This window comes from Pseudocitrobacter sp. 73 (assembly GCF_008369545.1).
Taxonomy (GTDB): Bacteria; Pseudomonadota; Gammaproteobacteria; order Enterobacterales; family Enterobacteriaceae; genus Pseudocitrobacter; species Pseudocitrobacter vendiensis.
In genome coordinates this window covers 40,215-53,047 of the sequence record NZ_VTZO01000011.1, presented here as the reverse complement: position 1 = coordinate 53,047, position 12,833 = coordinate 40,215, and the positions used below count along the sequence as shown (strand labels likewise).

Sequence of the window (12,833 nt, the reverse complement as noted above, 5' to 3'; positions counted from 1 at the left end):
ATGTGACTATGAGTTATGTGAGTGAATTTGCCGTGGCCTCAGCCGAAGACGCGGTACGTCATTTCCGCAAGCGTTTAAGTATGGAAACAGATTGTGCCGATGTGCACGCTGCCATGCGTAATGGGGATGTGGATTTTGTGCTTCTGCATGCCGTTGGCAGCCCGGAAATGTTTGCCACGCGGCATATTCCCGGTGCGCATCATTTGCCTCATCGTCAGATGACGGCAGAGCGAATGGCAGAGTGGCCACAGGATACGTTATTTGTGGTCTATTGCGCAGGCCCACACTGCAACGGCGCCGATCAAGCGGCGCTGAAGCTGGCGTTACTGGGGCGTCCGGTGAAAGTGATGATAGGTGGGATGACCGGCTGGCAGGATGAAGGATATGCGTTTTCCGACACGCCTCAGCACGCGATAAATGCGCGCTGAGGATAACGCTTATTGTGCGAAGAGTGCTTTACGCCTGCCGCTGGCTTTCATCCCCTTGAGTATTAACGCCCAGGCGATGACGATCGCGGCAATTAAAATCAGGAACAGCGACGCGGCTGGCATGTGCGTAAGAATTTGCCCTGTGAGCATAGGGTTTATCGCGGCACCCATCCAGCCCAGCGCCTGCGCTGAGAAGTAGCTGGCTTTCATGCCCGGCGGGGCGATGTTATCAATCAACATATATTCGCCGGGCGCATAGATAACCTCGCCAATCGTAAACACCGCCGCCGCAAGTCCCCAGTAAATCAAATTGTTGTCGGAATACATAAAGCCGACCAGCCCCAGCACAAAGCAAACGGTGCCCAGCGTCATGAGTGGACGCAGGTTTCTGGCACTGAGTCGGCGTCCCACCGCATACTGGAGTGATACAACAATAGCGGCATTCACCGGCAGGATCACCGCGATCACTTTCTCTGCGAAGGTGCTGTCTGCCACGGCCAGCACATATTGCGAAAGACACGAAGCAAACGACCCGCCCACGAAGGAGGCGAGCAGACCCGAGAGCGTGAACCACAACAAGGCTTTGTCACGCAGTAACACCGACGGATCCCAGGCCACTGGCGTTTGTTCACTCTCACTGGCGACGAGTCGTTGTACGTAGTGCTGAATCAGTATCAGGGGTAATGCTGCGCATACGGCGGCCAGCAGGAAGGGCAAATTGATACTGTACATCACCAACAACGTGCCGAGCGGTGGCCCGACAGTCCAGCCGATATTGAGTATGGTGTAGTTGAGGGAGAAGATCCGCGCCTTTTCTGTCGATGACAGGGCATCGGAGAACCAGGCTTTCAGAACGGTTGCGAACACCGAATAAGAGCAGTTAATCAACGCGAAGAACAGCACTACCAGCGTAACGCTGTTCACCAGTGGAATGGCAATAAACCCGGCAATAAACGCAACGATCGCCAGCAGCATATAGCGTTTCTTATCAAACTTATCCGCGAGAATGCCAAAGCCAAGGCTAAAGATGACGCCGATGGTCAGCGCAATAGTCATGGCATAGCCGATGGTATCGACCGTCATTGCATACTTGCGTGTGAGGTAGATGGTCATAAAAGGAAGTGTCGCGCCACGCCCGATGGTCAACAAAAGCGACGACGCCAGCAGCGCACCGGTGGAGCGCCGTAAAGTTGGATTCATTGTTCTGCCTGACAATTTGTTATGTTTTCGTTGTGATGTGCCTTTTCAGAAATATCATGCCACCGCGCACTTGTATACCCGAGCGCAGAGCTCGTCTGAACATTTTACCCTGCCAAAAATAATGATCTGTTCGATCTTGCTATTTTTAGTTATGTTGAATCTGTTCACATAATTTTAATAAATAATTGAGGCAGGGTATGACACGTAAAGACGGGCTACTGGCATTGCTGGTGGTGGTGGCGTGGGGCATCAACTTTGTGGTGATCAAAGTGGGCCTGCACAATATGCCGCCACTGTTGTTAGCAGGATTACGCTTCTTACTGGTAGCGTTTCCGGCGATCTTTTTTGTCGCAAGGCCCAAAATTCCTCTTCACCTGCTATTGGGTTATGGCCTGACGATAAGCTTTGGTCAGTTTGCCTTTCTGTTTTGCGCGATCAAATTTGGTATGCCTGCCGGGCTGGCTTCGCTGGTGCTTCAGGCGCAGGCGTTCTTTACCATCATTCTCGGTGCATTTGTGTTTGGCGAACGTTTGCAGGGCAAGCAGGTGGCCGGGATTTCTCTGGCGGTATTTGGCGTACTGGTGTTGATTGAGGGGAGCCTGAATGGTCAGCATGTCGGCTTGTTAGGTTTTATGCTCACCCTGGCGGCGGCGTTAAGCTGGGCCTGCGGCAATATCTTCAATAAACGTATCATGCAACATGAATCAAGACCGGCGGTGATGTCGCTGGTGGTGTGGAGTGCGCTGATCCCGATTATTCCGTTTATGCTCAGTTCACTTATTTTTGACGGCCCGTCGCTGATGGCGCAAAGTCTGTTGGCTATCGATCTCACCACGATTTTGTCGCTGGTCTATCTGGCATTCGTAGCGACAATTATCGGCTATGGCATCTGGGGTACGTTACTCGGGCGTTATGAAACCTGGCGTGTGGCACCGTTATCGCTATTGGTTCCGGTCGTGGGGCTGGCAAGCGCGGCGTTAATGCTTGATGAAACCTTATCGGCATTACAGCTTTTGGGGGCGGTGCTTATTATGGCGGGCTTGTTTATTAATGTCTTCGGATTGCGTCTGCCCGGCATGCGGGCGGCGAGGGGATAAAGCAACGCCCCGCGTGTGCGGGGCGGACACAAATCAGAGGCCACGCTGGTTGTAGTACGGCACGCCCAGTTCGTCTGATTTGTCGCTACCGGCATCCATATGATTAAAATCGAACGGCGACTGTTGGTTAGCCGACGGCATAATCATGGTGTCTCGGGCGTTGTGTTGCGTAGGTGTCAGGGTTTGCTCCGCGTAACTCTGGCTGGAAACCAACGCCATAATAGCGAGGGCAGCGGAGGCGAACAGTTTCATGGTATTCCTCGATACGTCTTGTACAGGCGATTAATAACTACAGTGATTAAGCGGGAAGAGATAACGAGACTCTCCGTGCATATTGGTAACGCGATACTTGTGCGGTGGCACATCGAAATAGTTTTTAAAGGTTCGCGTCAACGTCTGCTGTGATTCAAAACCGTAGCGTTCTGCCAGGTAGAGAATCGGCTCATTGCTCTCTTTTAACTTCTGGGCAATCTCGGTCAATTTACGGGTGCGAATGTACTGACCTAAAGAGTGTCCCGTTTCCTTTTTAAACATCCGTTGCAGGTGCCATTTGGAGTAACCCGAGCGCTCTGACACTTTTTCCAGCGACAGGGGCGATTCAAGGTTATCTTCGATCCAGTCCAAAATGCTATGAATGGTGATAGCGTCAGTGTTGCGTCTGGACATCGTCTTACCTCTTTCTGTTTACGGCAAAATCTTTTTTAACAGAAGCTCAAGCGTTGCAACTTCGTTTGCCGTTAAGTTTTTTGTTAATTCCTGGTGCAGGTCCTGCCCAACAAGCTGATGACATTTCTCACAAATTTCAGCGCCTTCTGGCGTTAACTGGATAAGTACGCCGCGTTTGTCATGAGGATTCGGCAAACGGGCAATCCAGCCCCGACAAAGCAATCGGTCAAGCATTCTGGTAAGCGCGCCCAGATCGACCGAAAGGATTTTCTTCAGCTCTACCGGTGTAATGCTGCCTTTGCAGCGGATAGAGCAGAGGACCCTGAACTGTGAGGAAGTAATGTCTTCAGGCGATAGATGCTCGTTGAGTAAGCGATCTTTTTTCTGATTAACCATGTGAATCAAATGCCCAAGCGGGATGATTTCATTGAAGAGGTCGCTTGTGATGTTCACAATGGTTGCCCTGGCAAGTACTTTAGTTGCGGTGGATATTATTTCTCACGCAATCATAAGTCAACTGAATGGATTGAGGGATGCCACGATTTGCTAAAACGCTGAACAGAGACTATCCAACTACCATTAAGAGGAAATTCTGTACAACGGGGTGACATAGCAAGAGATGCTGCGAAAACGCTATACTGCATCGCGTAGACTGCGAACTTATTCGTAAAACAGAGAAGGCTAGTATCTCATATGATTGAACTTTTTCAGGCTATCGGGCTTGGTCTGGTGGTGCTTTTACCGCTGGCAAATCCGCTCACGACCGTAGCGCTTTTTCTCGGATTAGCGGGAAATATGAACGCGGCAGAACGTAATCATCAGGCACGGATGGCGTCTATTTATGTCTTCGCCATTATGATGGTGGCTTACTATGCCGGTCAGCTGGTGATGAATACATTCGGTATTTCAATACCTGGCCTGCGTATCGCCGGGGGATTGATCGTCGCGTTCATTGGCTTCCGCATGCTTTTCCCGCAGCAGAAAGCTCACGAATCCCCGGAAGCGTCCAGCAAATCAGAAGAGCTGGAAGACGAGCCGACCGCCAATATTGCGTTTGTGCCGCTGGCGATGCCGAGCACAGCAGGGCCGGGTACCATCGCCATGATTATCAGCTCGGCGTCTACTATTAAACACGGCGTGAGTTTCCCTGAATGGGTGGTGCTTGTCTCGCCGCCCATTATATTCGCGCTGGTGGGGATTATTCTGTGGGGCAGCCTGCGCAGTTCCGGGGCGATTATGCGCTGGGTAGGGAAAGGTGGCATCGAAGCCATTTCGCGCCTGATGGGATTCTTGCTGGTGTGTATGGGCGTGCAGTTTATTATTAACGGCGTGGTGGAAATTATTAACACCTGGCCGGGCGCGTAATACAGGGAGCCGGGGATATCAGCCCGGCTCACTTAACATCACGAGCGGTGCGCCTGCTCTTCTAATGACGCCGCGGGCCAGCGGCGGAAGATAATCACCGACCAGATCAATGCGGCAATCGCCGGAACCGCCCCGACATAACCAATTGAGGCCATTGAGATGTGGCTACTTATCTGGCTTCCCAGCAGCGCGCCCGCACCAATACCAATATTAAAGATCCCGGAAAACAGCGACATCGCTACGTCGGTTGCATCTGGTGCCAGCGACAGCACTTTCACCTGCATGCCCAGGCCGATAATCATAATCGCAACACCCCAGAAGACGCTCAGTACCGCAAGGTGGCTGGCCTGATGGGACGCCGGCAATAGTAGCAGCAGGCAAATCAACAGCAGACCGATCGCGCTGGTGATGAGTCCAGATGCGTGCAAATTACCCAGTTTCCCGAACAGAATACTGCCGATGATGCCCGCGCCGCCAAGAATCAGCAGCAGTATGGTGGCGAAATTCCCGCTCAGCCCGGCAACGTTTTGGACAAAGGGTTCGATATAGCTGTATGCGGTGTAATGGGCGGTTACCACAACCACGGTCAGCAGATAAATGCTGACCAGTGCAGGGCGACGGAACAGCACAGGCAGGCTTTTCAGGGAACCCGAATGCTCACTCGGCAGTTTGGGCAGCAGTTTAATCAGCGCCACCATGGTCAGCAGCGCACCCAAACCAATGGCCAGGAAGGTGGTTCGCCAGCCAAAATATTGCCCCACGATGCGGCCAATCGGAATGCCAAAAACCATTGCCAGTGCGGTACCGGTGGCAATCAGACTCAGCGCCTGTGCCCGTTTTCCGGCAGGTGCCATCCGGATAGCAAGAGACGCAGTGATCGACCAGAACACGGCGTGAGCAAACGCGATACCGATACGACTGACGACCAGCACGGTAAAGTTCCAGGCAAAGAAAGAGAGGATATGGCTGGCGATAAACAGCACAAACAGGCCAATCAATAACTTACGGCGCTCCATCTGGCTGGTCAGCAGCATAAACGGCAGTGACATCAGCGCAACTACCCATGCATAGATAGTCAGCATGATACCGACCTGCGCCGTCGTCATCCCAAAACTGTCGGCGATATCGGAAAGCAGGCCCACCGGCACAAACTCGGTGGTATTAAAGATGAAGGCCGCGATGGCGAGCGTCACCACCCGAAGCCATGCGATGTGGCGCGAGACTGTGTTCGTTGTCATAGAATTTTCTGGGGTAGTTTGGTCAGGATGAGACGTACGATCTTAAAGCCATTATAGGTTAAATGACAATCATTTTGTGATGTAGGTCTCATTTTGTATCTGTTCAATCAATGGTATTGCCCATGATTTTTTTCATCAGACTGCCGTAGCCCACAGATTTGTGTCATTTTAACGATTGAATAGCGACAGGAGATCAGAATGCGGGAAATTGATATTTATCTGGTGGATGCGTTCAGTGAGCGTCCGTTTGAGGGGAATGCCGCGGCGGTCTGCGTGCTGGAGAACTGGTTGCCCGATATGGTATTGCTGAAAATGGCCCAGCAGCACAATCAGTCAGAAACCGCATTTGTGGTTCAACAGGCGAGCGGCTTTGAGCTGCGCTGGTTTACCACACGTCAGGAAGTCAACCTATGTGGGCACGCGACACTTGCCACGGCGCACGTTATTTTTCAGCAATTGCATTACCCGGAACGCACAATCCGCTTTGAAACCGCATCAGGTCAACAGACGGTCACGCGCGATGGCGAATGGCTGACGCTTGATTTTCCGGTAGGCGAGACGCAACCCGCGACACCGCCTGCCGAGATGCTTGCCGCGCTGGGGATTACGGAGTATTTGAATGCACGTAAAGGCCGCGCCTGGGTTATTGAACTGGAGAGTCGTCAGCAGGTTGAGGCGGTGACGCCCAATATTAGCGCCATGATCCCCGGAGAACACAAAGTGGCGATTACTGCACGTGGCGACGGCGCGTATGATTTTGTCAGCCGATTCTTCTCGCCGGGTGAAGCGGTATGGGAAGATCCGGTAACCGGCTCATCGCATACTATGCTCATTCCCTACTGGGGCGAAAAACTGGGCAAAACGCGGATGCTGGCGCGTCAGGTTTCCGCACGCGGCGGCGATGTACGCTGCGAATGGCAGGGGAATCGGGTATTGATGGGTGGGAAAGCGTCCCTTTATTTGAAAGGAACGCTTTTTTTGCCTGAGGTTACATTGGGAAGATAAAGACAGCGCCTGCGCATAGCGCCAGAATGCGGATGAGATACATGGGTACGGAGAACACCCAGAATTCCGGAAGTTTGTATTTCCCCATCCCGAGTATCATGGCCGGCATTCCGTCAATCGGCATATAGCCGCCGTTCCAGCCGGAAATGACAACCGCGATGGCCGCAGCTGTGGGGTTGAGCCCAAGACTGGTGCAGGCGGCTATAGCGATAGGGGCAAAAATATAAACTGACCCCATATTCGACCCGGTGAATGTGGCGCAGGTACTGGTCAGCAACGCAAAGGCGACGATAAAGACGAACGGTGAGACGCCCGAACCCAGCACACCTGCCACGGCATCGCCTACCATTGCCGTAAAACCGGTGCCCGCCAGTGCGTCAGCCACGCCAATTACCCCAGCCATCATCAGAATGACGGGAGCGCCCATATGATCGCGTACCTCTTTAAAATCCAACACGTCAATCATCAGGACGAACGCGCCGGCAAGACCTGGTATAACAAATGCAATGTTTCCCAGCATATTCATCAGCATCATGCCGATAACGCTGATACCAAATGCGGCGATGGTGCAATATTCTTTCCATGCGGGAAGCGCGTTGAACGTTTCTTCGCGGGCGGCAAGGGCGTCATCGGAGGCATCGGCAATCGGATGATCCGGAAGAAAGCGATAAGCAAGCAGACTCCATGCAAGAAAGGCCGCCGACATAACCAGGTTTACCAATGCAAAGCGCCCCATCGAAATCTCCTGATGAAAACCGGCTGTTTCAAGAACGGTCGCAGTTACACCAAAAAGAAGTGCGAGGTTAATCGGAAGGAGCGGATGGTTAGTGGCAAAACCCAGTGGCATCATCAACTTTGATGTTGGCAGTTTTTTGCTATATGGAATGGTCGAGACCAGGGATAGGATCAGCACGTAATAGCCAGTCGCCCCCGTGCCCGCGAGGCTTGCCCCCAACATGACGATAATCAGCAGAAGTGCATAGCTACGATAACTCCCTTTGTTAACCAGACTTATCATGGCCGATTTAACGTTATTGATAAGTCTGGTTTTTTGTAAGGCGGCCATCACCACCATAAATCCCGCAATCATAATCACGCTGGGGTTTACGAATCCGGCAAAGGCTTGTTGAACGGTAGACAGACCCGAGACAACCAGTAATAAACACGCAAGCAGCGGGGGCGCGCCGAAAGGCATTTTGTCTGACATGATCAATACGATCATCAGAACCAGTATCCCTAACGCCAACATCATTTCCATTGTCATTTTTTCTCTCCTGTTAGGCTTCCAGCATGTCGCGTGGCACCTTAAAGACCGCTTTGCGTACTGATGTGGTCGTTCCAATCGCGCACAGTGCCTGATGAGGTTCTTCAGGCATAAAGACGGCGAAATCACCGGCGTGTAGAGTAATGGCGACGTTGTTTTCAGGGGCAGAGGCGATAAACAGATCAGGCTTACGTTCTTCATCGCTTTCGCGAGCTACGGGCCGCGTTCCCGCATTAATGCCCTCACACCCGGTAATCACCACCTGAATATCGGCCCACAGATGGTGATACTCCGTATGCCGGAGATCGGCGGGCTGCATGTCAGAAATGCCCAGCGTACAGAACCATCGACATCCTTCAGGTTGCCAGCGACCATCCTCCCTGGCGGAGAGTTCCAACAGTGAACATTCCGGGCGCAGCAGAATCTTTTTTACCCCGGCGGGAAGCCCTGCCTGCGATAGATGATTGAGATTGCCAATAATCATGATGCCTGCCCCTTGATCCACTCAGGGGAGATATGCACGTACTTAATGGCCTGTCGCCACCAGGTGTAGGCGATATGCAGAGAACCGTCCGGGCTTTGCTTGATGCTGGGATAGGAGAACTCGCGATTTAGCTTTTCCAGCGAATTATTGGTCATGCAGTAGCCGTCGCCTTCATCGAGATTGCGCCGCCACGGCCAGCTTTTCCCGCCATCGGCAGAAATCGCGACTGTCATAGGCGCGCGCGGGGCTCCCCAGAATGCGGAACGCCCGGTAATTGTCGGCTCTTTGCGGCTGCTGTCGCCGTCGTCGATTTCGTCATACAGCGACGCGCGACGTTCTACAGCGCCCGCCGCGCTCATTGCGTTGTACACCAGCGCGAGTTCACCACTGGCAAGCGTCGTCACCTGAATAGACGAATTGTTGTTAGGCAGATCAGTTGCTTTCGGCTCCGACCAGCTCTCGCCATGGTCTACAGAATGGCTGATATAGATGTTATCCGCCCAACGGCTGCGGAAGAGCGCAACCAGCGTACCGTCATGCAGCGGCGTAATATTCATATGAACGCAGCCGAGGCTTTGTGGTACCTCGACATCGCGCCAGGAGTGACCGCCGTCAGCGGAAATTTTTACCGCGCTGATATCATCATTGCCGACCCATTTTTCGCCGGGTTGAGTTCGGCAATAAAAGACGGGCAGCAGCCAGTTTCCATTATCAAGGACCGTGACTGGCTGGCGAATAAACGTGCCGGGCTTGTCGAGCAGAGTGGCGATCTCGCCCCAGGTTTGCCCGAGGTCGTGAGACTGACGATAGCGGACGATGGCGGTATCCTGATTTCCAGAGATTTGTGCCGTCCACAGCAGCCACAGCACGTTATCCGGCGCAAGAAACAGAACGGGGTTCTGCTCTGAACGCGTATCATCATGGGAAAGTTTGACCGCATCGCTCCACTGTGTTCCGCCAGCGGGCAGCCGCGATCCCCAGACGGAAATATCGGCAATACCTTCCTGCGTCCCTCCAAACCAGACGCACATTAACGCGCCATCTGGCAATGGCAGAATATTTGCCGCGTGGTTTTGCGGGCAGCATGAGGGCAGCATGGCGGTAAGCACTTGCGAATCGTTTTCGGATGGACGGATGACGCCGTCACGGATAAGGGTTACAGACATAGTTAGACTCCATCTTAAAGTCGGTAATAGATTGATTAATGCGAGTGCGATTAATGCGTTTCGATCGATGTCGGAACTTTTTTATTTTTTCTTTCACGGAAAATATTGAGTGTTTCTACGCTTAATGAGAAAAATATCGCGAAGTAGAGATACTCTTTGGCAATGTGAATGTTGAGGCTGTCGGCAATCAGTAATACGCCGACAAACAATAAAAAGGTTAACGCCAGTATTTTTATTGACGGCGTGGCGTTAACGAAATCACCGATGGGTTTCGCCGCAAACATCATGATGCCGACGGCAATCATGACAGCGGTAATCATAATAAATATATGCTGAGAAAGACCGACGGCGGTGATTACTGAATCCAGGCTAAACACAATATCGAGCAGCATGATCTGCACAATGGCGCCGCAGAGAGACAGCTGCCGCGACCCGCTACCATGCGCGTCTTCCGGAGCAGGTGACAGCTCTTCGCGTATCTCCTGTATCGCTTTATAAATCAGGAACATTCCGCCGCCGAGAAGAATCAACGTGCGAAACGAAATCTCTAGTGCCAGTACGGTAAAAAGTGGTTGGGTAATATGTGAAAGCCACGCAATGGATATCAGTAATAATATCCTCATGATCATTGCGCAGCTTAACCCCAGTTTACGCGCCATGTTTTGCTGCGATAATGGAAGTTTTGCCACCACCAGTGAAAGGAAAATAATATTATCCACCCCGAGAATAATTTCCAGAAAGGTGAGGGTAAGTAATGTGAGCCAAATATCTGGCTGCAATAACCACAGGAGCATGTGTTAATCCTTTAGTCTCTTTAATCTAATCTTTATGGCAACAGGTTGGTGAGCTGGATAATATAATTATTTTATTTGATATTATAATTGCGAATAATTTGTTTAATCTCGCTGAGTTGTTCCGGCGTGAAATTAACCGCATAGCGGCTATCACCAACCTCATGCCCCATTAGCTGCAATGCTTTTTTCACCGCTGCCGGAGAAAACGCCACGTTATAGAGATCGGTACGCAGGCCGGTCACACTTTCCTGTGCCTGATAAGATCCTTCAATATCTCCGGCCTGGAAGCGAGACCAGATGGCATTAATTTCCTGAGGCGCGACGTTGGCGAGCCCGGAAATACAGGCTGTGCAACCCGAGACAAACCCTTTATGGATCAGCGAATCCGGGCCGTTGAGCACATTAAAGCCGTCAATGTCGCGCACCGCATCGAGAAAACCCTTCAGGCTTTCATTGCTTCCGGCACTGTCTTTAATTCCAATGATATTGGGATGTGATGCCAGAACGCGCGCGGTTTCCGGCTGAATCGTATTGCCGGTGCGGGCCGGGATGTTATAGAGGAACATCGGAATGCTCAGCGCGTCGGCAACCGCGGTGTAATGCGCAATCAGTTCTTCTTGCTTCAGTGGCACGAAGTAGGGGGTAATAACTGATACCGCATCAACGCCAAGTTTTTCAATCTGCTGGCCTAAACGAATCGTTTCGCGCGTCGAGATCTCACCAATGTGCGCCACAACGGGGGCACGGCCAGCCACTTCATCAACGCAGGTTTGTGTAACACAGCGCTTTTCCTGCTCGTTCAGCACAAAAAATTCGCCGTTGGTACCACCGCAAAAAATCGCATTACCTGCTGCTAACTGGCGATTAATCTGCACTTTTAACGCAGGGAGATTCAGGTCGCCCGTAGTGGTAAATGGCGTAACGATGGCGGTTAATACCCCTTCAATAGTTTTCGGCATGATTTACTCCTTAATTGGATGTTGCGGAAACAGCGTTTGGTAAATGGCCTGCACGGCATGCTGATCAAGTTGACACGGCGCATTGTTCATCAGGCGCTTCACGTTCAGCGCCGCCTCGCTAAGAGATGCGATATCTTCGGGCGGAACGCCAAGGTCGGCGAGATTGTTGGGCAGCTTGAGTTGATTGACTAATGCCTGTAGCCAGGCCACCAGAGCGTGAGATTTCTCTTCCGCACTCAGGGAGATATCCGCATCGGGAATGCAGTCCCAGACCCGGGCAAATTTCTCGACCGCCCAGGGGCGCACCACTGCCATGCACGGTGCCAGCAAGATGGCATTTGCCACGCCGTGCGGCAGGTGATACTTCCCGCCTAACGGATAGGAGAGCGCATGAACCAGGTGCGTGCCTGCATGGGTAATGGCAACGCCGCCATAGTAGGACGCCCACAGCATTTCGAGCTTGGCGCGCAGATCGTGAGGATTGTTCACGGCGGATTGAATATGCCGGAAAAGCTTATTCAACCCGGTCAGGGCGGCGTTATCGCTTATTGGATTTGCCACGGTGGCGGTAAAACACTCCAGTAAGTGACAAAGTGCATCAATGCCCGTGGATGCCGCGATATGTGCAGGCATGCTGGTGGTCAGCTCCGGGAAAAGGGCGACATAGTCCGGTAGCAGTACGGGGGAAATGATGCCCACCTTGGTGCTCTGCTCCGTAATGGCCAGAATTGCGTTAGGTGTCGCTTCCGAGCCGGTTCCCGCGGTTGTAGGAATCAACCATGATTGCACCCGCTGCGTGGGTTTTTCACCGGCAAGCAGCGCATCCAGTTCTGGTGAATTGGGATGACAAAGCACCGATAGCAGTTTCGCCACATCCAGCACGCTGCCGCCACCGATACCAACCACCGCATCAAAAGACATATTGCCGAGACCGGCCATTTGCTGGCGAACATCATGGTGCGTGGGCTCTGCAGGAACATTATCGATAACGCTAACCTGCGGGCAGTGCTTTTCCAGTAAGACGCGGATCTGCTGCACGCCGTCGAGCTGCGCAATATTCCGGTCTGTGACCAGCAGCAGTTTCCTGATGCCGGGTAAGAGCGACGTCAGTGAAGGGATTGCGCCTGCGCCGCTCAGTATCGTGCTATTGATGGTTACCACTTATTA

At 52.3% G+C, this 12,833-nt stretch carries 15 protein-coding genes; 4 read left to right on the top strand and 11 right to left on the bottom strand.

Going from position 1 to position 12,833, the window contains the following annotated elements:
• Positions 1-8 precede the first annotated feature (8 nt).
• Positions 9-428 carry a rhodanese-like domain-containing protein gene (locus F0Q32_RS13525; protein WP_149463495.1) on the top strand — a complete coding sequence of 140 codons (420 nt, stop codon included), beginning with the start codon at positions 9-11 and terminating at the stop codon, positions 426-428.
• A gap of 9 nt (positions 429-437) precedes the next feature.
• On the opposite strand, the gene ydeE is transcribed toward F0Q32_RS13525, so the two are convergent.
• The gene (gene ydeE, locus F0Q32_RS13520; protein ID WP_149463494.1) at positions 438-1,628 is read right to left on the bottom strand and encodes an efflux MFS transporter YdeE; all 1,191 of its coding nucleotides are present in this window, start codon (positions 1,626-1,628) and stop codon (positions 438-440) included.
• A gap of 197 nt (positions 1,629-1,825) precedes the next feature.
• Between ydeE and eamA the strand changes: the two genes are divergently transcribed.
• Positions 1,826-2,725, top strand: a complete 900-nt coding sequence (gene eamA / locus F0Q32_RS13515; RefSeq protein WP_149463493.1) for an O-acetylserine/cysteine exporter — start codon at positions 1,826-1,828, stop codon at positions 2,723-2,725.
• 33 nt (positions 2,726-2,758) lie between these two features.
• Here the strand turns inward: eamA and marB are convergent, their stop codons facing one another.
• From marB to marR, 3 genes are read right to left on the bottom strand one after another with little or no spacing between them, the layout of a single operon-like run.
• Positions 2,759-2,977 carry a multiple antibiotic resistance protein MarB gene (marB, locus tag F0Q32_RS13510; RefSeq protein WP_149463492.1) on the bottom strand — a complete coding sequence of 73 codons (219 nt, stop codon included), beginning with the start codon at positions 2,975-2,977 and terminating at the stop codon, positions 2,759-2,761.
• Between the two features lie 30 nt (positions 2,978-3,007).
• Positions 3,008-3,391, bottom strand: a complete 384-nt coding sequence (gene marA / locus F0Q32_RS13505) for an MDR efflux pump AcrAB transcriptional activator MarA (RefSeq protein ID WP_015964435.1) — start codon at positions 3,389-3,391, stop codon at positions 3,008-3,010.
• Between the two features lie 18 nt (positions 3,392-3,409).
• On the bottom strand, positions 3,410-3,844 hold the full coding sequence (marR, locus tag F0Q32_RS13500; protein WP_149463491.1) for a multiple antibiotic resistance transcriptional regulator MarR: 435 nt from the start codon (positions 3,842-3,844) through the stop codon (positions 3,410-3,412).
• Between the two features lie 240 nt (positions 3,845-4,084).
• Between marR and F0Q32_RS13495 the strand changes: the two genes are divergently transcribed.
• On the top strand, positions 4,085-4,756 hold the full coding sequence (locus tag F0Q32_RS13495) for a MarC family NAAT transporter (RefSeq protein ID WP_149463490.1): 672 nt from the start codon (positions 4,085-4,087) through the stop codon (positions 4,754-4,756).
• 38 nt (positions 4,757-4,794) lie between these two features.
• Here the strand turns inward: F0Q32_RS13495 and F0Q32_RS13490 are convergent, their stop codons facing one another.
• On the bottom strand, positions 4,795-5,994 hold the full coding sequence (locus F0Q32_RS13490; protein WP_149463489.1) for a sugar transporter: 1,200 nt from the start codon (positions 5,992-5,994) through the stop codon (positions 4,795-4,797).
• A gap of 198 nt (positions 5,995-6,192) precedes the next feature.
• On the opposite strand from F0Q32_RS13490, the gene F0Q32_RS13485 reads away from it, so the two are divergent.
• Positions 6,193-6,999 carry a PhzF family phenazine biosynthesis protein gene (locus F0Q32_RS13485; protein WP_149463488.1) on the top strand — a complete coding sequence of 269 codons (807 nt, stop codon included), beginning with the start codon at positions 6,193-6,195 and terminating at the stop codon, positions 6,997-6,999.
• Here F0Q32_RS13485 and F0Q32_RS13480 read toward each other — a convergent pair.
• The 6 genes from F0Q32_RS13480 to F0Q32_RS13455 form a co-directional block, all read right to left on the bottom strand.
• Positions 6,983-8,263 carry an SLC13 family permease gene (locus F0Q32_RS13480; RefSeq protein ID WP_149463487.1) on the bottom strand — a complete coding sequence of 427 codons (1,281 nt, stop codon included), beginning with the start codon at positions 8,261-8,263 and terminating at the stop codon, positions 6,983-6,985. The two genes, F0Q32_RS13485 and F0Q32_RS13480, sit on opposite strands and share 17 nt — an antisense overlap.
• Positions 8,264-8,276: 13 nt before the next feature.
• Positions 8,277-8,747 carry a YhcH/YjgK/YiaL family protein gene (locus F0Q32_RS13475; protein ID WP_149463486.1) on the bottom strand — a complete coding sequence of 157 codons (471 nt, stop codon included), beginning with the start codon at positions 8,745-8,747 and terminating at the stop codon, positions 8,277-8,279.
• Positions 8,744-9,913, bottom strand: a complete 1,170-nt coding sequence (locus tag F0Q32_RS13470) for an exo-alpha-sialidase (protein ID WP_149463485.1) — start codon at positions 9,911-9,913, stop codon at positions 8,744-8,746. Before F0Q32_RS13470 ends, F0Q32_RS13475 begins: the two co-directional genes overlap by 4 nt.
• A gap of 50 nt (positions 9,914-9,963) precedes the next feature.
• Positions 9,964-10,707 carry a TerC family protein gene (locus F0Q32_RS13465; RefSeq protein WP_149463484.1) on the bottom strand — a complete coding sequence of 248 codons (744 nt, stop codon included), beginning with the start codon at positions 10,705-10,707 and terminating at the stop codon, positions 9,964-9,966.
• 71 nt (positions 10,708-10,778) lie between these two features.
• Complete coding sequence (locus tag F0Q32_RS13460; RefSeq protein ID WP_149463483.1) at positions 10,779-11,666, bottom strand: dihydrodipicolinate synthase family protein; 888 nt, start codon at positions 11,664-11,666, stop codon at positions 10,779-10,781.
• A 3-nt stretch (positions 11,667-11,669) separates the two neighbouring features.
• Positions 11,670-12,827 (bottom strand): iron-containing alcohol dehydrogenase, encoded by a 1,158-nt coding sequence (locus F0Q32_RS13455; RefSeq protein WP_149463482.1) that lies wholly within the window; start codon positions 12,825-12,827, stop codon positions 11,670-11,672.
• Positions 12,828-12,833 lie beyond the last annotated feature (6 nt).